The sequence below is a fragment of the Streptomyces jumonjinensis genome (genome assembly GCF_009600885.1).
Lineage (GTDB): Bacteria > Actinomycetota > Actinomycetes > Streptomycetales > Streptomycetaceae > Streptomyces > Streptomyces jumonjinensis.
The window spans coordinates 16,619-35,436 of sequence record NZ_VCLA01000164.1 but is presented as its reverse complement, the minus strand read 5'-3'; the positions used below and the strand labels follow the sequence as shown (position 1 = coordinate 35,436).

The 18,818-nt window shown below is 73.3% G+C and carries 19 protein-coding genes; 13 read left to right on the top strand and 6 right to left on the bottom strand.

Annotated features, from left to right (window positions below; all coding sequences use genetic code 11):
• Positions 1 to 28: 28 nt before the first annotated feature.
• From FF041_RS23655 to FF041_RS23615, 9 genes are all read left to right on the top strand, one after another.
• Positions 29 to 217 (top strand): hypothetical protein, encoded by a 189-nt coding sequence (locus FF041_RS23655; RefSeq protein ID WP_153483909.1) that lies wholly within the window; start codon positions 29 to 31, stop codon positions 215 to 217.
• A gap of 23 nt (positions 218 to 240) precedes the next feature.
• Positions 241 to 429 carry a hypothetical protein gene (locus tag FF041_RS23650; RefSeq protein ID WP_153524671.1) on the top strand — a complete coding sequence of 63 codons (189 nt, stop codon included), beginning with the start codon at positions 241 to 243 and terminating at the stop codon, positions 427 to 429.
• Positions 430 to 507: 78 nt separating this feature from the next.
• Positions 508 to 705 carry a hypothetical protein gene (locus tag FF041_RS23645; protein ID WP_153524670.1) on the top strand — a complete coding sequence of 66 codons (198 nt, stop codon included), beginning with the start codon at positions 508 to 510 and terminating at the stop codon, positions 703 to 705.
• A gap of 67 nt (positions 706 to 772) precedes the next feature.
• Complete coding sequence (locus FF041_RS23640; protein ID WP_323392516.1) at positions 773 to 988, top strand: hypothetical protein; 216 nt, start codon at positions 773 to 775, stop codon at positions 986 to 988.
• A gap of 423 nt (positions 989 to 1,411) precedes the next feature.
• The gene (locus tag FF041_RS23635; protein ID WP_153524745.1) at positions 1,412 to 3,229 is read left to right on the top strand and encodes an alpha/beta fold hydrolase; all 1,818 of its coding nucleotides are present in this window, start codon (positions 1,412 to 1,414) and stop codon (positions 3,227 to 3,229) included.
• Positions 3,226 to 3,834, top strand: coding sequence for a hypothetical protein (locus FF041_RS23630; RefSeq protein WP_228388571.1), 609 nt, complete (start codon positions 3,226 to 3,228; stop codon positions 3,832 to 3,834). Before FF041_RS23635 ends, FF041_RS23630 begins: the two co-directional genes overlap by 4 nt.
• Positions 3,831 to 4,625 carry a class I SAM-dependent methyltransferase gene (locus tag FF041_RS23625; protein ID WP_323392513.1) on the top strand — a complete coding sequence of 265 codons (795 nt, stop codon included), beginning with the start codon at positions 3,831 to 3,833 and terminating at the stop codon, positions 4,623 to 4,625. The genes FF041_RS23630 and FF041_RS23625 overlap by 4 nt, the downstream gene beginning before the upstream one ends.
• The gene (locus FF041_RS23620; RefSeq protein ID WP_153524669.1) at positions 4,622 to 6,586 is read left to right on the top strand and encodes an ABC transporter ATP-binding protein; all 1,965 of its coding nucleotides are present in this window, start codon (positions 4,622 to 4,624) and stop codon (positions 6,584 to 6,586) included. The genes FF041_RS23625 and FF041_RS23620 overlap by 4 nt, the downstream gene beginning before the upstream one ends.
• A 149-nt stretch (positions 6,587 to 6,735) precedes the next feature.
• Positions 6,736 to 8,223 (top strand): phytoene desaturase family protein, encoded by a 1,488-nt coding sequence (locus tag FF041_RS23615; RefSeq protein ID WP_153524668.1) that lies wholly within the window; start codon positions 6,736 to 6,738, stop codon positions 8,221 to 8,223.
• 72 nt (positions 8,224 to 8,295) lie between these two features.
• Here the strand turns inward: FF041_RS23615 and FF041_RS23610 are convergent, their stop codons facing one another.
• Positions 8,296 to 9,303 (bottom strand): helix-turn-helix domain-containing protein, encoded by a 1,008-nt coding sequence (locus FF041_RS23610; protein WP_153524667.1) that lies wholly within the window; start codon positions 9,301 to 9,303, stop codon positions 8,296 to 8,298.
• Positions 9,304 to 9,499: 196 nt separating this feature from the next.
• Between FF041_RS23610 and FF041_RS23605 the strand changes: the two genes are divergently transcribed.
• On the top strand, positions 9,500 to 11,338 hold the full coding sequence (locus FF041_RS23605; protein WP_153524666.1) for a hypothetical protein: 1,839 nt from the start codon (positions 9,500 to 9,502) through the stop codon (positions 11,336 to 11,338).
• Between the two features lie 86 nt (positions 11,339 to 11,424).
• Here the strand turns inward: FF041_RS23605 and FF041_RS23600 are convergent, their stop codons facing one another.
• On the bottom strand, positions 11,425 to 12,279 hold the full coding sequence (locus FF041_RS23600; RefSeq protein WP_323392510.1) for a nuclease-related domain-containing protein: 855 nt from the start codon (positions 12,277 to 12,279) through the stop codon (positions 11,425 to 11,427).
• Between the two features lie 133 nt (positions 12,280 to 12,412).
• Here FF041_RS23600 and FF041_RS23595 point away from each other — a divergent pair, with 133 nt between their 5' ends.
• The gene (locus FF041_RS23595; protein WP_153483897.1) at positions 12,413 to 12,658 is read left to right on the top strand and encodes a DUF2277 domain-containing protein; all 246 of its coding nucleotides are present in this window, start codon (positions 12,413 to 12,415) and stop codon (positions 12,656 to 12,658) included.
• Positions 12,659 to 12,673: 15 nt separating this feature from the next.
• Here the strand turns inward: FF041_RS23595 and FF041_RS23590 are convergent, their stop codons facing one another.
• The 4 genes from FF041_RS23590 to FF041_RS23575 all read right to left on the bottom strand — a co-directional run bounded on the left by FF041_RS23590 (position 12,674) and on the right by FF041_RS23575 (position 16,895).
• Positions 12,674 to 13,372 (bottom strand): DedA family protein, encoded by a 699-nt coding sequence (locus FF041_RS23590; RefSeq protein ID WP_323392508.1) that lies wholly within the window; start codon positions 13,370 to 13,372, stop codon positions 12,674 to 12,676.
• A 275-nt stretch (positions 13,373 to 13,647) separates the two neighbouring features.
• Complete coding sequence (locus FF041_RS23585) at positions 13,648 to 14,118, bottom strand: DoxX family protein (protein ID WP_407698187.1); 471 nt, start codon at positions 14,116 to 14,118, stop codon at positions 13,648 to 13,650.
• A gap of 222 nt (positions 14,119 to 14,340) precedes the next feature.
• Positions 14,341 to 16,092 carry an alkaline phosphatase D family protein gene (locus FF041_RS23580; RefSeq protein ID WP_153524664.1) on the bottom strand — a complete coding sequence of 584 codons (1,752 nt, stop codon included), beginning with the start codon at positions 16,090 to 16,092 and terminating at the stop codon, positions 14,341 to 14,343.
• A 119-nt stretch (positions 16,093 to 16,211) separates the two neighbouring features.
• On the bottom strand, positions 16,212 to 16,895 hold the full coding sequence (locus FF041_RS23575) for an HNH endonuclease family protein (protein ID WP_153524663.1): 684 nt from the start codon (positions 16,893 to 16,895) through the stop codon (positions 16,212 to 16,214).
• Positions 16,896 to 17,160: 265 nt separating this feature from the next.
• Here FF041_RS23575 and FF041_RS23570 point away from each other — a divergent pair, with 265 nt between their 5' ends.
• Positions 17,161 to 17,898 (top strand): ABC transporter permease, encoded by a 738-nt coding sequence (locus FF041_RS23570; protein WP_323392506.1) that lies wholly within the window; start codon positions 17,161 to 17,163, stop codon positions 17,896 to 17,898.
• A gap of 248 nt (positions 17,899 to 18,146) precedes the next feature.
• On the top strand, positions 18,147 to 18,731 hold the full coding sequence (locus FF041_RS23565) for a TMEM165/GDT1 family protein (protein ID WP_323372369.1): 585 nt from the start codon (positions 18,147 to 18,149) through the stop codon (positions 18,729 to 18,731).
• Positions 18,732 to 18,818: the final 87 nt, after the last annotated feature.

The following is an 18,818-nucleotide window of genomic DNA, read 5'->3' as shown; positions in this document are numbered from 1 at the left end:
TGCCGGTCAGGCTGACAGAGGAGGCAGTGTGCAGCAGGTCAGAAGCCGTCGATGGGCCGATGCGGTCGGCCCGCTCGACGAGGGGGCCGAGGGGCAGGTCTTCGACGGTGTGGCGCCGATCGCCGCCACGCAGGTCGTCGCCACGGTCGCCGCCGCGGTGGTCGTCGCCTACGCGGCCGGCGCCATCATCGGCGAGTCCCAGCCGGTACTCGAATGACCCGCGTCCCGCGGGGGGCGGCCATGAGCGTCGCCGGGTGCCCCGCCGCGCCGGTCACGGTGCGGGAACTGGCCGAGACCGAGCCCGGGTTCATCGCCGCGGCCGTCGCCCCGATCGCCGCCGCCTTCGTCGTCGTGGCGGAGTTCGGGAACGGGCTGGGGGCCGGATACGCCTCCCATGTGATCGCCGGCAGCGAGGAACGGCCGCTCTGAGCCGGTTCTTCCACCATCGGCGGACATGCCCGCCGACAGTGGGCTTTTCCTCATCATCGAACACCTCAGGAGAACACCATGAGCGTTTCCGTGTGCCCTGTCGCGCCGGTCACGACGTGCGAGCTGTCTGAGACCGACCCCGGGTACGCCGCCACGGCGGTCGCCCCGGTCGCGGCCACCCCCGTGGTGGTGGCCGTGGCGGCGTTCGGCGCGGGCGCCGCGTTCGGCGTGGCCGTCACCGCCGCGATCGGCGAGACCCAGCCGGTCCTCGAATAGCCCCCCGAATCCAGCACATCCCACGAGATCACGAGATTCACGAGATTCACGAGACCAGGAGATCAATGTGAGCGACGTTTCCTTTCTGCACCGGCCCGGTGCACTCACCGACATCGGGATCGAGGACGCGAAGGGCCGTTTCGTCACCGCCCATGCGCCTGTCATGGCCACGCCAGCTGTCGCGGCGGGGGTGATCATCGGCATGGCGCTGGTGAACGCGTTCGTGGCCGGCCGGGACGGCGGACCGCTGGAGCCGTCGGTGCCGGAGATCGTCCTCGGCTGACGAAGCCGTCCACCGCCGGCCGGGACGCCGGACCGGTCAGCCTGGTGCCGTACGCCTGACGGTCGGTAAGTCCGGTGCCGTACGTCCGGCAGTCGGCCAGCCCGGTGCCGTACCTCCGACGGTCGGTCAGCCCGGTGCCGTACGTCCGACAGCAGGCCAGTCCGGCACCGTACGTCCGCCAGCTGGCCGCCGGCGCCTCGCATCGGAGCGATTCCGTACCCGGGCAGCTCCCACGCTGAACCGGTCCCCACCGCCGGGCCCCCCGGCGGTGGGGACCGCCCGCCCGACGGCCAGCAACCCGACTTCCGCCCAGGAGACCCCTCCATGCCCTCTCCCCTCGCCACGCTGAGACGATCGAAGCCCACGGCCAGAGCGGTCCTGTCCGCCCTCAGCGGCCCCCTGCCCCTCTCCCGCGCCCAGGCCATGGGCGCCTCCGAGCGGCTGTCCGCGGTGACCTCCCTGCTGTCCAGCCTGGAACACCTCACCACCCGGCGGCAGAACCGGCCCGGCGGGCTGAACGACTGGGCGATCGCCAAGCACGGCCACGCCCGGCACGGCAGGCCGCTGCGGAGACTGCTCGACGCCGTCGGCGACGAGCGGACCACCCTGGCCCTGCACAGCGCCCGGGTGACCGCGAGCGCCGCGCTCCTCCTGCCCGGCGACGGCCGCTGGCGCGGAGCGGCCAATCTCTTCCTCGGAGTCAGCGGCGCCCTGCTCTACCCGACCCATCGCTACGGCACCGACGGCTCCGACCAGGCGTCCGGTCTGGTGCAGACCGCGACCGGACTCGCCCGGCTCGCGCCCTCGCCACAGGCTCAGGACGCCCTGATGTGGTACGTGGCGCTCCAGTCCAATCTGTCGTACCTGGTGTCCGGCTGGATCAAACTCCTCGGCCGTGACTGGCGCACCGGCGCGGCCCTGACCGGCGTCATGCGCACCAGGACCTACGGACACGAGCACATCTGGCGGCTGACCCGGCGGCACCCCCGCTCCGCGCGGGCCGTCGCACACGGCGTGCTGGCCCTGGAGTGCCTCTTCCCCGTGCTCTACCTCAAGGGCGGCCGGCTGACCCGCCCGGTGCTCGGCAGCGTCGCCGCGTTCCACGTCGCGAACGGCTTCGTCATGGGGCTCGGCAGATTCGTCCCCGCCTTCGCCGCCATGCACCCGATGGTCGCCTACACCAGCACACCCCGCAGCCACCCCGCCGTCGCCGGACGGGACGACCGCATGCCGGGAACCCTGGGCCTGCTGTTCGCCGGCGCCGCGGTCACGGCCGCGGCGCTCGCCGTCCACCGCCGGCTGCGTACCACCGACCATCCGTACGGCGGCACCGTCACCACCCGGCACGGCAACGAACTGAGCCACGACGGCACGGTCACCGGGCAGGACGCCGCCGGCCCGGCGGTGGTCTTCGTCCACGGCCTCGGCGCCCTGCCCGCGCACTTCAGCTGGTACACCCGCGCCCTCAACGCGAACGGACGGCAGTGGCTGGCCTACAGCCGGGCCGGTTACGGCCCGAGCAGACGCCGCGCGGAGACCGGGCACCACCTGGACGAGTCGGTCGACGACCTGGTCGATCTGATCGGGGCGGCCGTCCCCCGGGGACGGCAGGTGACCCTGGTCGGGCACTCCCTGGGCGGCGAGATCTCCCGCCGGGCGGCGGCACGGCTCGGCGCACGGGTGCATTCCGTCGTCTACGTCGACAGCTCCCACCCCGAGCAGCTCAACCGCTCCGGCCAGCAGGGCAGAAACGCCCAGCACGTCGAAGAGATGATCCGTATGACCTCCGTCAGCCTGCGGATGGGACTCGGGTTCCTGATGCAGACCCCCGAGTGGGTGATGAACCTGCCCGCCACGGTGCGGGGCAGAGCGATGGCCGAGTACGCCGATCCCCGGGTGTGGACCGCCGCCCTGCGCGAATGGCGGTCGGCGGAACGGGACTTCCGCTCCTTCGACGGGCCGCTCGACCCCCTGGACGCCCACGCCCTGGTGCTCTCCGCCCAGCACACCGTGGACCGCGACCCCGAGCATCTGCTGATGCACCGGGACCTCGCCGACGCGCATCTGCCCGGACGGACCGTCCGCACCGCCGTCATCGAGGGCGCCGACCACGACGGCATCCTCACCGACCCCCAGTTCGCCGGGGAGGCGGTCCGCCGCATCCTGGCCTTCCTCGACGACACCACCGCCCCGGCCGCGGCCGGACAGCACCCCGCCCCTGCCGAGCAGGAGGCCCGGTGAACGCCACACGTCTCGCGAAGCCCGCCCGCGAGGTGCTCGCCCGGCACCTCGGCGGGACGGGCGGCGCCGTCCGCCTGCTCGCCGGCCTCGCCCTGCTGGGCACCGTCTGCTCCCAGCACCCCCATCCGTCGTTCACCCGCGTCATCCGGCTCGACCCGTTCTCCACGCTCTTCCCCAACTGGCGCTTCTTCGCCCCCACCCCGGCCCAGCACGATCTGCAGTTCTACTGCAGGACCCTCGACGAGGCGGGCGAGACCTCCGAATGGGCGCCCGTGGAGGTCATCGCAGGACGCAAGGCCCACCAGATCCTCTGGTTCCCCGAGCGCCGCACGGAGAAGGCCGTCTTCGACCTGGGCACCGAGGTGATGCGCCACCTCGACAAGGGCTTCCGGACCGCCCGCGGCCTGCCCGGCTACCGCATCCTCTGCGCCTACTTCCGGGCCGGGATCGAGCGCTCGGGCGCCACCGGCGTCAAGGGCTTCCAGTTCACGCTCGTCCGCAACGCGGGCTACGACGACACCGAAGAGCCCGAGATCATCTTCGTCTCCCCCTACACGCCGATGCGCACCCCGTCCGCCCCGGCGGCAGAAAGCGAGCACGTGTGAGCACCGCGACCACCACCCCCGGGATCGAGGACATCGGGTACGGCAGGGCCTTCGCCGACTTCTACGACCGGCTCTTCCCCCAGGACGGCGCAGCCGACCGTACGGCCGACACACTGGCCGCCTGGCATCCCGGCGGACGCGCCCTCGAACTCGGCGTGGGCACCGGACGCATCGCCCTCCCGGTCGCCCGCCGCACCGGCGAAGTCGTCGGCGTGGACTCCTCACCGGAGATGCTCCAGCGGCTCCGCGCCGCCGTCGACGGATCGGGCGCCGCCGTCACCCCCGTACACGGCGACATCCGCACCTACGCCGACGGCTCCCGCTACGGACTGGTCTACTGCGTGTGCGGCACCCTGTCCCTGCTGCTCGACCCCGCGGCGCAGCGCGCGGCCATCGCCCAGGCCGCCCGCCATCTGGCGCCCGGGGGCACGCTGGCCGTGGAGACCCATAACCCGGGCCTCGTCCACACCCTGCACGAAGGGCGTGCCCGCGCCTCGTTCTTCGTGCCCTACCCGGAACCCGGAACCGGGCTCCAGACCTACTCCACGCTGCTCCCCGAGCAGAGTGTCTGGCACACCTCCCATCTGTGGCACGAGGCCGGCGGCGTCCGGATCGGGACCGAGACCACCCGGCTCACCACGCCGGAGGACATCGACGCCTACGCGGCCGACGCCGGGCTCGTGCTCGTGTCCCGGCAGGGCGACTGGACGGGCGCTCCCTTCGTCCGCGAGCACAGCCCCGTCCACATCAGCCGCTTCACCCGGTCCGCCGATCACCAGGAGCGGCCATGACCGCCGCCCCCGCGCCGCGCGGGCTCATCCGGGAGCTGACCCGCGCTCAGCGGCGGCTCCTGCTGGGCGGGGTGCTGCTGGGGATGGCGGGGGTGGTGTCCACCCTCGTACAGCCCCAGATCGTGTCCCGGCTGATCGCGGCGGCCGGGCAGCACCGGCCGGTCGCCGGCCTCATCACGCTCCTGGCGGTCCTCTTCCTGGCGGACGCCGCGCTCTCCTCGACCCAGGGCTATCTCATCGGCCGGGCCGGCGAGAACATCGTCCGCGACGCCCGGGTCCTGCTCGCGGGGAAGGTCCTCCGCGCCGACCTCGCGCATCTGAACGCCCAGCGGCAGGGCGATGTGCACACCCGGCTGGTGGGCGACACCGCGCTGATGAAGATCGCGCTCACCCAGAGCCTCGCGCAGATCATCCTCAACGGTCTGGTCGTGGTCGGCGGAACCGTGATGATGGCCCTGATCGACGTCTGGCTGCTGCTGCTGACCGTCGGCTGTCTCGGCGTCGCGAGCGCCGCCTCGGTGTGGCTGGCCCGCGGGCTGCGCAAGGCGGCCCTGGTGAACCGGGAGGACACCGGGGAGTTCGGCGCCGACCTCCAGCGGGTGCTGGCCGCCCTCCCCACCGTGAAGGCGGCGAGCGCCGAGGGCCGCGAGGAGAGCCGGCTCGCCAGGCTGGCGGACCAGGCCCGCAGATCCGGCAACCGGGTCACCGTCCTGAACGCGCTGCTGTCCCCGGTGCTGAACGTCGGCCTCCAGGCGTCCCTGGCCGCTGTGATGGGCGTCGGCATGGCCCGGGTGGCGACCGGCTCCCTCGGCGTGGCGGACTTCACGGCCTTCACGATGTACCTCTTCTACCTGGTGTCGCCGCTGGTCCTGGTGTTCATCTCGATCGGCGTCTACCAACAGGGCCGGGCCGCCGTCCAGCGGGTGGACGAGCTCGCCGGACTGCCGCAGGAGGACGACCCGGTTTTCGGGGACGGCTCCGCTCCCGGGGACGCCCCGGCCTCCGGAGACGGCTCCGCTCCCGGGGACGCCCCGGCCCCCGGGTACGGCTCCGGGATCCCCGCGCCGCGACCGGCGCCGGACGGCGGCCACCCGGCCGTGGAGTTCCGGGACGTCGGCTTCGGCTACGGCGACCGGCCCGTACTGGAAGGGGTCTCCTTCACCATTCCCCGCCGCGGACTCACCGCCCTGGTGGGCGTATCCGGCGCGGGCAAGACCACGGTCTTCCAGCTGATCGAGCGGTTCTACCGGCCCGGACACGGCGCCGTCGTCCTCGACGGCAAGGACATCGCGCATCTGTCGCCGGCCGAGATCCGCGGTCGCGTCGGCTACGTCCAGCAGGACAGCGCCGCGATGCGCGGCACCCTCCGGGAGAACATCGTCTACGCCGCGCCGGACGCCGCCGACGCGGACATCGCGGAGGCCGTCGAACTCGCCGGGCTCGCCGACGTGGTCGCCGCACTTCCCGACGGTCTCGACACCCGCCTCGGCGACCAGGGCATCGGACTCTCCGGCGGACAGCGGCAGCGGCTCTGCGTGGCCCGCGCCCTGCTCCAGAAACCCGCGGTGATCCTCCTCGACGAGGCCACCGCGCATCTGGACTCCGACGCGGAGGCGGCGCTCCGCGACAGCCTGCGGCGCATCGCCCGCCGGTGCGCGGTCGTCGCGATAGCCCACCGCATCTCCACCGTGGTCGAGGCCGACCGCATCGTGGTCCTGGACGCCGGGCGGGTACGCGCCGTCGGAACGCATCAGCAGCTCCTCCAGAACGACGGTCTCTACCGGCGGCTGGCGACGGCGCAGTTCGCCGACAACGCCCTCGCCGGGTCCGCGGCCGGGTCCGCTGCCCGGCCTGCTGCCGCACCTTCTGCCGGGTCCGCTGCCGGACCTTCCGCCGGGCCCCCCGCCGGGGAGCCGTCCCCCGCCCCGTCAGCCCTCCCGACCGCAGGAGCAGCCCGATGACCCGCGCCCTTCCCGACAGCGACAGCGACAGCGACAGCGACAGAGCCCGCACCCGCCCCGCCCGTACCCCCGCGGGTGCGGCGCCGGCGGTCAACGGATGGCAGTGACATGACCGCAGACCCCCCTGTCCACGGGCAGGAGCACCGCCGATGAGCGATATCGACGCGGCCGTCGTCGGCAGCGGCCCCAACGGGCTCGCCGCCGCCGTCGCCATGGCCCGCGCGGGACTGCGCGTCGCGGTGTACGAGGCCGCCGACACGATCGGCGGCGGACTGCGCGGCGCCGCCCTGTTCGACTCCGACGTGATCCATGACATCTGCGCGGCGGTACACCCGCTGGCGGTCTCCTCCCCGTTCTTCCGGGAGTTCGGCCTCGCCGCGCGCGGCGTGCGCATGCTGCGCCCGGAGATCAGCTACGCACACCCCCTCGACGGCGGGCGGGCCGCCTTGGCCTGGCACGATCTCGACGCCGCCTGCGCCGGTCTCGGCCCGGACGGGCCGCGCTGGCGCCGGCTGATGGAACCCCTGCTGGCGCACGGCGACGCCATGGTCGATCTGCTCCTGTCCGACCTGCGCGGACCGTCCGGACTCCGGGCCGCCCCCGCGCTGCTGAGCCGGGTGCTGCTCCACGGCACCCGCCTCGGCCCGCGCTCCTTCCAGGGGGAGGAGGCGCGCGCGCTGCTCGCCGGCGCCGCCGCGCACATGATCGGCCCGCTGCCGTCGCTGCCCGGTGCGGCCGTCGGACTGCTGCTGGCCCAGCTCGCCCACGGCCCCGGCTGGCCGCTGCCACGCGGCGGCAGCCGGAGCATCGCCGAGGCCATGGCCGCCGACATCCGGGCGCACGGCGGCACGCTGCACACCGGTCAGGAGATCACCGACCTGCGCCGGCTGGACGGGGTACGGGCCGTGCTGCTGGACACCTCGCCCACCGCCCTGCTGACCCTCGCCGGGGACCGGCTCCCCCCGGGCTACGCCCGCCGGCTGGCCCGCTATCGATACGGTCCGGCCGTCGGCAAGGCGGACTTCCTGGTGTCCGAGCCGATCCCCTGGTCGGCCCCGGGCGTCGGCCGGGCGGGCACCGTGCACCTCGGCGGAACCGCGGCGGAGATCTTCCGCCGGGAATCGGCCAACGCCCGCGGACAGGCGAGCGACCGGCCCTTCGTCCTGGTGGTGGATCCGGCGGTAGCCGACCCCGAACGGGCCCGCGGCGGTCGCCGCCCCGTGTGGGCCTACGCCCATCTGCCGCACGGCGACGCACGGGACCCGCTGCCCGTCATCCGGGCGGCGATCGAGCGGTACGCGCCGGGATTCACCGACACCGTGATCGCCGAGCGAGGTCTGTCCGGAGCGGCCTACGCCCAGTACAACCCCAACTACGTCGGCGGGGACATCGCGACCGGGGCGATCAGCGTGCGGCAGTCCGTGTTCCGGCCCGTCGCCCAGTGGGACCCCTACCGCACCCCGCTGCCCGGCGTCTATCTCTGCTCGGCCGCGACCCCGCCGGGACCCGGTGTGCACGGCATGTGCGGCCTGCTGGCCGCCCGGTCGGCGCTGCGCCGGGAGTTCGGTCTGCCGCTGCCGGCCCTGGGGCGGACCGTCGCCGAAGGGAACGAAGTGAGCGAAGTGAGCGAGAGCTGACCGGCGCGGCCCGAGAAGCCGGAAGGGCCGCCGTCGCCTCGCGGTACTCGGCCGCCGCGAGCACCCCCGCGCTCACACCCACCCCCGCTCGCGGGCCAGCAGCGCCGCCTGCGCCCGGTTGCGGGCGCCCAGCAGACGCAGCAGATCGGAGATGTGCCGCCGATAGGTGCGCAGCGACATCCCGGCCTGCCGCGCGCCCGTCTCGTCCTTGCTCACGGCGCACATGGCGGTCAGCACCAGCTGCTGGGTGTCCGTGAGCCGGGCGGCCTCCCCACTGTCCGGGGCCGTCGGTCCGGCGAAGTCCGCCGCGGCGGCCCACAGCCGTTCGAAGAGGCCCACAAGGCTGTTCACCAGGCCGTCCTCCTCAGTGCACAGCGCGCCCCGGCCGGTGTCGCGGGCGTCGATGGGCACCAGGGCGGTGCGGCGGTCATAGACGAGGATCAGCTCGGACAGCTCGTCCGCGACCCTGATCCGTGCGCCGCCCGCGTGCAGCTCCCGCAGATACTCCAGGGTCGCCGGGTCCTCAAGAGCCCTGGCGCGCACGAGGCTGCGGATGCTCACCCCGCGGCTGAGGCAGCGGAGGTCGAGATGCCGGGCGTGCGCGATGTTCTCCGGCGACAGGGCGTCGTAGGGCTCGGCCGCCAGCACCTCCGACCGGGTGGTGAAGGCCAGTTGGTCGATATGGGCGCGCACCTCCCGGAGGTCTTCCAGCCGGCGCAGGGCCGCGCCCCCGCCGAGGGGAGAGGGCTCCTCCCGCGGGCCCGGCCGGTCGCGTTGCAGCGACCACAGAATGGGCCGGGTGTCGACGAGCTGACGCACCGTCCGGTGCGCCGAGTCCAGCTGCTTCTCCGCCAGGCGCGGCACGGCGACGCCGGGATCCGTCGCCCAGGTGCTCTCGTCGTCCCCGTGCAGCAGCCAGAGCTCCCGCAGCCGTCTGATCGCCCGGCCGGCGCCGTCCTGATCGGGTGGGAACACCGCAGGGGCCTGGTCCGCGGGCGTTCCCGGATTCCGCAGAAAGTGACGGTAGACGTCCTCCTCGGCGCTGGTCAGGCCGAGTACGGACATGCTGTGAGTGTCCATGTCATCTCCCCGAGTGCTCGATCCCGTAAGAGTGGTGTGACCACGGACACAAGCTAGCCGGGCGCTCGCGGCGCCGAGTCTCACAGGAGTCTCACATCGGCGTGAGCCTCCGGCTTCTTCTCGCCGTGACGATCGGTCAATAAGGTGATCGCCGTGGGCTGCAACGGAGCGTTCGTGGAGCGTGGCAGGGGGTTCGATGGCTGATACGCCGGCGGCCGGGTCTTCACCGCGGCTGACGCCGGGCGTGCTGCGGGCGGCGGTCGTCAGGCATCGCCTGGTCAATCTGACCGGACCGCTGGGCAGCGGGAAGTCCTGGCTGGTGTCGCGGCTGCCGTCCGCGTCCGTGCTGGATCTGTCCCGGCCCGGCGCCGCGGACGCGGTGTCGGCCGCGCTCGGCGAGCACACCGGGCGACCGCTGGTCCTCGACGGCGCGGACGGTCCGGCGGCCCTCTCCGCGCTGGAGGGCGTACGGTCCTCACACCGGGCGGACGGCAGGCCGCTGCTGCTGGTGAGCCGACGGTCGTTGCTGGCCCACCCGGAGTGGACCCTGTCGGGGGCCGTGGTCCTCGGGGTCCTCCCATGGCAGGACGAGCGGATCAGACGCCTGACGGCGGACGCCCAGCTGAGGGACGCGCGGGGCCAGGAGCTGGTCGTCCGTCTCGCGGGGGGAAATCCGCTGATCGCCGGCGCGGCCTGCCGGGCCCTGCACGCGGGCGCCTCGCCGGACGCCCCCGGAGCGGTGGCCGACCAGGTCGCCCGGGAGATCGTCGAACGGCTCTCCCGTGAGCAGCCGGCGCACCGGTGGCAGCCCGCGCTGGAGCGGCTGGCCGTCATCTGGTCGGGGGACAAGGAGCTGCTGGAAGCCGACCGGGAGCTCTTCGACGCCCTCGGCCGGCTCAGCCTCGTGACCTCGACGGAACTCGGGCTCACCGTCCTCGAACCGTTCCGCAGCGTGCTCGAACGGGCCTGTCGCTGGCGGCAGCCGGTCGCCCACGGCGACTCACGGGCCCGGGCGCTCGCGTACCGGAAGAGACAGCTGACCGGGGAGAGAGCCGTCACCCGCCGGAGCCGGCTCGCCGAGGGGGCCATGGCCCTCAGCGGCGACGAGACGTTACGCGAGATCCTGTTCCCCGCGAGCCCGCCGACGGGCGTGATCCAGGCCGCGACCCGGGGGGACGCCGACGCCGTCGGCGGGCTGATGCATCAGTGGGCCCGGCAGGGGGGAATGGACACCCGGCGGACGGACCGTCTGGTGGAGCAGTGGCTGTGCGACGACCCCGACGGCTTCCAGCTGGCCCGGGACGGCGACGGCCGGCCCGTGGGTCTCGTCGGCGTGCTCCGGGTCGCCGAGCACACCGTGAGCAGCGTGGAGCCGCTGCTCCAGCAGCACACCGACCGGCTGCTGGAGCGGCGGCGGACGGGGGGCCTGCTCCTCGGGGCCGCCTACTGCCCCGACCGGGGCCTGCACGCCCGTCTGCTGCGCGACCTGCTGCACCGGGTCATGGCCGGCAACCTCCTGCTGACGGTCTCCACGCCGACCCCGCGCTACCAGCGGCTGCTGTCCGCCCTGCGGTTCCAGCGGCACGGCACCACCGCCGACGACGTCTACCGGTGCGGCCGGAAACCCGAGATCTACAGCCAGGACTTCGGCCATGACGCGATAACCGAATGGGCGGGGCGGTTCGCTCTCGAACCGGGCGCGGACGGCTCCCGGCGGCCCACCGGCCGGGAGGTGGGCCAGGCCCTCGCCCGCATCGGCGACACCGCTCGGCTGGCGCACAGCCCGCTGCTGCGAACCGCTCGCACGGCGACCGTGACGGACCTCCAGGAGTGGTTGCGGGACGCGGTGCGCACCCTGGCGGACAGCGACGTACCGGAGGACGCCGAGGCCGGATGGATCCTGCTGCACTACTACCTCGGCCGGCCGCAGACCCATCAGCAGCTCGCCCGCAGGCTCCATATGAGCCGGGCCACCTACTTCCGCCGGCTCCGGCACGGCCTGGACGTTCTCGGACGCCGGCTGCCGGCGGACTGAGGCGGCGGACTGAGGCGGGGGACTGAGGCGGCGGACTGAGGCGGGGGACTGAGGCGGCGGACTGAGGCGGCGGGTGCGGCCCGCCGTCACGCCTCCAGCCAGGAGCGCCGGTCGCGGGCCACGGCGAAGATCTGTTCGGTACGGGCGGGGGTGAGGACGCCGGTCAGCGGGCCCAGGGCCGCTATCTCGCGGTCCCGGCAGACATGGACGTCCCGCTGGGCGGCGGCGACTTCGAGGGCGGTGACGCCCACGAAGACCAGGACCGGCTGGACGGGGACGGCGAAGCCGCAGAAGCGCTCCAGGACTCCGCGGACCCGCTGGGCCTCGGCGCGGCTCTTCGCCGGATAGGGGCGGGGCATGCCGTGGTCGATCCTCGCCGTCTCGTCCCCGACCCAGACCGACCGGCGGTCGTGGTGCTTGGTGTTGACGGAGAACACCCCGCCGGGGCCGATCAGAAGGTGGTCGACGTCCACATCGCGCGGCAGCGGCACCGAGTGCAGCACCCGCCAGCCGTAGCGGGTCAGCCGGTTCAGCTCGGCCCCCACCCGGCGTTCGCCGGCCAGTCCCTTCCGCCAGGAGTCCCACTCCGACTCCCGGCGGAGCAGCCGGGTGACGACCCGCTCCAGCAGCCCCGGGCCGGACTCGGCGAGCAGGGCGCGGATCGCCGCGCCGGGTCGCCGGGAGAGCAGATCGTCCTCCGGGGTCAGCGGGGGGAGCGCCCAGGGCGCGGGGTCCGCCGTGCCACGGGCGGCGGCGGTGTGCCGGGCCAGCGCGTCGAGCACCGCGTCACGGTAGCCCGGGTGCAGCAGGGTCACCTCGCCCGTGGCGCGGTCGGCCCAGGCGACCGATGTGCCGTCCCGCAGATTCACATAGAGACGGTCGTGCCCGTAACGCTTCCATGAGGCGACCCTCAGCCCGTCCACCGCATCCCCCTGAGCCACACCGCATCCCTTCCGCGACACAGGGATGGTCCCGCCGGGGCCGCGGGGGCACAAGGCCGTGTCTTCAAAGGCCGTGTCTTCAAAGGGGACCCGCGCCGCCCTTCGATCACCGGGGGAGAGGCACACTGAACGCATGTGCCGCAGTATCAAGACCCTTCGCCCGCCCGTACTGCCCGAAGAGGCCACCGAGGACGATGTCCGGGCCGCCGCGTTGCAGTACGTACGCAAGGTGTCCGGCTTCCGGGCGCCCGCCGCGCACAACCGGGAGGTGTTCGACCAGGCCGTGAACGACATCGCCGACGCGACCCGCAGACTTCTCGACGGTCTGGAGATCCGGGGCGCGGCCCGCCGGGCCCCGGAGGGCGACCGAGCAGGCTAGGCCGTTTCTGATGGATCAGGAAACGGGGGCCGCTTCCGGGACCGGCGCCGCCGGTCCCGGAGCGGGTACGGCACCGGCTCGCGCCGCCGCTGCCGGGCGGCGCATCACGAAGGTCGCCACCGCGCCCGCGGCGAACAGCGCCAGCACGGAGACCGCCGCGCCGACCCAGCTCGCGCCCAGCCACCGCCCGCCGAAGTAGCCGAGGCCCACGCTGTAGCCGGCCCATGCCACGCCCGCCAGCGCCGACCAGGGCAGGAATTCCCGCGTCTTGCGCTGTGCCGCGCCCGCGCCCAGGGAGACCACGGAGCGTCCGGCGGGGGCGAAGCGGGCGATCACCACCAGGGCGCCGCCGCCACGGCTGAGCGCCGTGCCGAGGCGGGCCTGCGCCGTTCTCAGCCTGCGGGATTTGGCCATCGCGCGGTCGAAGCGGTCTCCGCCGCGCCGGGCCAGCCGGTACGCCACCAGATCGCCGAGTACGGACGCGGTGGCCGCGCACAGCGCCAGCACCAGGAGCGAGGGGACTTCCCGGGGCACCTGATCGGCCGCGCCCGCGACCGAGGTCGCCGTGGTCGAGCCCGCCGCCGCAGCGGTCGCCGCCGTGATCACCAGGACCCCGCTCGGCAGCACCGGCAGAAAGACGTCGAGGAGCACGGAGAGGGCGACCACCGCATAGATCCAGGGGCTGCTGGTCAGCGACACCAGACTCTCCAGCACCTTCGGCTCTCCCCGTTGTGTGGTCGTGCCGCGACGTGCAAGGCAGTCGGTTGTGGCGGCACTAACAGCTGTACAGCGTACGCCCGGGCACCGGTGATCGATCACCTGGGGCCGGTGATGTTGTGATCATCACTCTCTGCCCTAAATTGCCGCTTGATCAGCCCGTGATCGCGTAAGGCCGCTCTGCGGCAGCGGCCGGACCGGCCCGGGAAAAGGCCGGTGCCCGGACTTCCGAGGAGGTCCGGGCACCGGATGTGGGGGGAGGAGGGAGCAGGTCAGACCGAGATTCCCCGGGCCGACTCGCGCTCCTCGTCCGACGTGCGGTCCTTGTTCCGCGCCCCGGACGGCGAGATCAGCGTCAGGGCGCCCGGTCCGGTGAAGACCAGCAGCAGCATGCCCCAGCAGAAGAGCGCGGACAGTTCGCCGCCGTTCTCCATCGGGAACAGGCCGGCCGACTGGTGCTCCACGAAGTACGCGTACGCCATCGAGCCGGAGGAGACGAAGGCGGCGCTGCGGGTGCCGATGCCGAGCATCACCAGGCCGCCGCCGACGAACTGGATCACCGCCGCGTACCACCAGGGCCAGGTGCCGGCCGCGACGGTGCCGCCGCCGTGCGCGCCGCCGAGGACGCCGAAGAGGGAGGCCGCGCCGTGACAGGCGAAGAGCAGGCCCGTGACGATGCGGAACAGCCCGAGGGCATAGGGCTGGGACTGGTCGAGTTTCGCGGTCAGAGAGGTGTTGGACATGGGGAGACTCCTGTGTGTGGGGGACAGGGCACTGGCCGAAAATTAGGCTCCCTCGTTATTACTTGCAAGTTCAACATTCAATCCCGGAGGTTTTCTCATCGGAATCTCATACCGGGGTGGCTCCTGGGGGGCGTCTTCGCCCGGGTGCCGTCCGCCCGGCGGGCGTGCGGTGCCAGGGCGCGGCGGGGCGCGGCGGCGGCGCGGTGCAGCGCGGCCCCGTTCTCACCCGCCCGATCGCGGCGCCTCTCGGCGGCCGGCGGACGCTCCCCCCGCCGTCAGCTCCCGCTCATCCGTGATCACCAGCCGCGCCCGCCTCCCCTCCGCCGGGACGGTCTCCGAGAGCGGCTGAGGGAGCGGGACCGGCGCCGCCGCCTCCGCCTGCTCCAGCCGGAGCGCGGCCGACCGCCCCCGCAGCGTCAGCGTCATCAGCTGATTGCCGAACCACGGACCGCCTTGCCGCTCCCAGCGCACCGAGGACCTTCCCGTACGGCCATGGCGTGCCAGCAGCCGGCCCAGCAGCCGGCCGATCCGGCTCCAGCCGAAGCGGAAGCCCAGCTGGAGCACGCGCGGAATGGAGTTGTGCAACGGAGAACAGGTCAGCTGCCACACCCGGGCGTCCGGCCCGGCCGTGCCCCGCCAGCCGGGCTCGGCGACATACGCGTGGTGCACATCGCCCGAGAGCACACAGATCATGGACGGCCCGCCCTCCCCGGCGCCCGCCTCCGCGATCAGATCGGCCAGCTCCTCGAAGGAGCCGGGGAAGGCCGACCAGTGCTCCAGATCGAAGCGTCTTCGCATCCGCTCGCCCAGCCGCGCCCAGCGCGCGCCGCGCTCTCCCCGGCAGAGCGCCGCGTTCCAGCTCTCCGCGTCATGGATCAGCGGGGGCAGCAGCCAGGGCAGGGAGGCGCCGATGAGGAGATGGTCGTACGAGCCCCGGGCCTCCAGCGCCTGGGTGCGCAGCCACCCGGCCTCCCCGGCGTCCAGCATCGCCCGGCGCCGCTCGTCGAGTACCCGGGCGGAGCGCGTGTCGACCATCAGCAGCCGGGTCCGGCCGAAGTCGCGGCGGTAGCTCCAGCGGGCGGTCGCCAGATCCGCGTCCGCCCGCAGCGCGAAGTCGCGCAGCGCGCCGGTGCCGTCCGGGGACTCGCGCACGGCGGCGTAGAGCTCGTCCTTCTCCAGCTCGGCGAGGGAGAGATTGCCGATGTGCTGGTAGACCCAGTACGACATCAGCCCGCCCACCACCCGCTCCCGCCACCAGGGCCGGGTGCGCATGCCGGCCACCCAGGCCGCACTGGTGTTCCAGTCGTCAATCACGTCGTGATCGTCAAAAATCAGACAACTCGGGACGGTGGAGAGCAGCCAGCGCACCTCGGGGTCGAGCCAGGACTCCTCGTACAGCCTGGTGTACTCCTCGTAGTCGGCCACCTGCGGGCCGGGCGGCCGGTCCAGATCGCGGCGCTCGGCGAGCCAGGCCCGGGTGGCCTTCGAGGTCTCGTCCGCGTACACCTGATCGCCGAGCAGCAGCAGGACATCGGGGCGCACCTCGTCCGGGTCGGCGGCGAGGCGACCCGCGAGGGTGTCCAGCGCGTCCGGGCCGACCGGGTCGTGCTCGCCGACGGGCTTGGCCGACCAGCGGCAGGAGCCGAAGGCGACCGTGACGCCGTCCGAGGGCACGGCGGGGGCGCTGATGACCGACGGCGGGAAGCGGGAGCCGGGCGGCGGCCAGACCCGCTCGCCGTCCAGGAACACCTCGTACGCCGTGGTCGTGCCGGGGGTCAGCCCGGTCACCGGCACCAGCGCGTAATGATGGTCCGCGATACGGAAGGCGGGCGCCGCGCCGCCCGCGCCGTCGGCGCACCGGACCTCGGCCGTGCACGGCCGGTCGGTCTCGACCCAGACGGTCGCGGCGTCCCCCGTCTCCCAGTCGACGAACCGCAGCAGCGGTCCCAGCCGAAGCCCTGCCGTCGCGGCCATGTCCCGTCCTCCTCCGTCGTCTCGTACGGTACGGAACGACGGAACGACAGAGGGGCGCGGGCCGGTTCCGTGCGGCGTGCCGGGTGGCGTGGATACGCCATCCGGAGTCGGGCGATCGGTCAGCAGCCGTTGAGCACGGACTGGAGCGCGCTCTTCTCCGCCGAGTCGACCGTCAGGCCGTAATGGTGCTTCACCTGCACCCACATCCGGGTGTAGACGCAGTGGTACGAGGAGAGCGGCGGCAGCCACTCGCCCGGGTCCTTGTCGCCCTTGGCCTGATTGACGTTGTCGGTGACGGCGATCAGCTGCGGGCGGGCCAGATCGTTGGCGAACGCCTGCCGCTGCGGGGTGGTCCAGCTGTTCGCCCCCGAACGCCACGCCTCCGCCAGCGGCACCATGTGGTCGATGTCCACATCCGAGGCGGCGTACCAGGTCGCGCCGTCGTACTCGGAGAACCAGCTGCCGCTGACCGCCGCGCAGCTCGCGTTCTGCACGACGTTGACGCCGTCGCGCTTGAGGACGACCTCACGGGTGTTGCAGGTCCCTCCCTGGGAGCTCCAGTGCGGGAACAGATCGCGGCTGTAGCCGCTGGAGGAGCCCTCGGCCCGCACGGTGAGCTGGGCGAGATAGCCGCGTGCGACGGACGCGCTGACCGGAGTGGGCGGCGCGGCCTGCGCGGCGGGCGCGGTGGCGAGCAGACCGGTGAGGGCGAGCGCGGCGGTGGCGGCGAGGGCGGCGACACGGCGTCCGATGCCGCCGGTACGGCTGGTGCGGTGCTGGCGGGGCGCGTTGCTGCCGGGCATGGGGACTCCTCCGGAGTGCGGGGATGCGGCCATCGGGCATGGCGGGCCGGCGCCGCGATTCCGTGAGGCGGTCGCCGGCTAACAGGGTGTCGGCATGGACACGACAAGGCAAGTGTTCTGATGGAGCGACATATTCCAGTGGGTGTTCGAGGGTTGGGGGGTGGGCACAGGTGAGGGCGCGAACGGCGGACGACGGCTCGGCTCGGCTCGCTGAGGGCGGGCGACGGGCGGGCGAAGGGCGGCCGGACCCGCGTAGGGTTGCCGGGTGCTGCTGACGGTCGATGTCACATTCGGGGTGGTCCTGGCCGTACTGCTCGTCGTCGCGGCGACAGTGGTCGCGGTCGCGCATCTGGGACGGGCCAGGGACACCGTGATCGCGGGCGTCCGGGCCGCCGCCCAGCTCGCCGCCGTCTCCCTGGTCATCGGCTGGGTGGTCGGCTCGCTGCCGCTGCTCCTCGCGTTCGTGCTGCTGATGTACTCCGTCGCCGTACGCACCGCGGGCCGCCGGATCACCCCCAACCGGACCTGGTGGTGGGCCGGGGCCCCCATCGCCGCCGGCGTCTTCCCCGTCGTGGCCGTCCTGCTGCTCACCGGGCTCGTACCGCTGAAGGGGATCGCGCTCATCCCCGTCGCCGGAATCCTCATCGGCGGCGCCCTCACCGCGACCGTCCTCGCCGGACGGCGTGCCCTGGACGAGCTGAAGCTGCGCCACGGCGAGGTGGAGGCGGGCATGGCGCTGGGGCTGCCCGACCGCGAGGCGCGGCTGGAGGTGGCGCGCGCTCCGGCGGCGGACGCGCTGATCCCGGGCCTCGATCAGACCCGGACCGTGGGGCTGGTCACACTGCCCGGAGCGTTCGTCGGCATGCTCCTCGGCGGGGCGTCGCCGCTGCTGGCCGGGGCGGTGCAGCTGTTCGTCCTGGTAGGGCTGATGGCGGTGCAGGCGGTGGCGGCGGCGGTCGCCCTGGAGCTGGTGGCGCGGGGGAGGCTGCACCGCGCGGAGTGACGGGAGCGGACCGGGGAGCCGGCGGCGGGTGCCGTACCCTGGACGGAGCAGAAGGGGAGTAGCTCTTCGCCGGACCGTCGACATACTGCTGGGCCCTGTGCCCGGCCGGCGCCCGGAGGCGGACCGTACGGCCCGCCAGCGAGACCTTCGGCCGCAGTGTTCCATTCGACGCTGCCGTGCCGAAGCGACCCCTTTTTTACGTATGGTCTCTCGGTTCGGGCAGCCCGACCGATTGAGGAATCCCACCCGTGATCAGCTTCACCGTCATGGCGGTCACCTTCGGCGTCGTCTTTCTCGCCGAGCTTCCCGACAAGACCGCGCTCGCCGGACTGATGCTCGGCACCCGCTACCGCGCGTCGTATGTCTTCGCCGGTGTCGCCGCCGCCTTCGCGGTCCATGTGGCGCTGGCGATCGCCGCGGGCAGCGTGCTGACCCTGCTGCCGCACCGGCTGGTGCAGGCGGTGGTCGGCCTGCTGTTCCTCGCGGGCGCGCTGATGCTGCTCCTGAAGAAGCACGACGACGACGGGGAGAGCATCAAGGACCCGGCCGACCAGTCCTTCTGGAAGGTCTCCGGGGCGGGGTTCATGCTGATCCTGGTCGCGGAGTTCGGCGATCTGACCCAGATCATGACGGCGAACCTGGCGGCGCGCTACGACGATCCGCTGTCGGTGGGGCTGGGGGCGGTGCTGGCGCTCTGGTCGGTGGCGGCGATCGGGATCCTGGGCGGGCGGACGCTGCTCAAGTACGTGCCGCTGAAGCTGATCACCAAGGTCGCGGCCGGGTTGATGCTGGCGCTGGCGGGGTTCAGTCTGTACGAGGCTGTCACGGGCTGATCTTGCGGGTGCGGGTGCGGGTGCGGGTGCGGGTGCGGGGCTTCGTGGCTGGGCGGGGGTGCTTGAGGGTGCGGGTGCGGGTGCTTC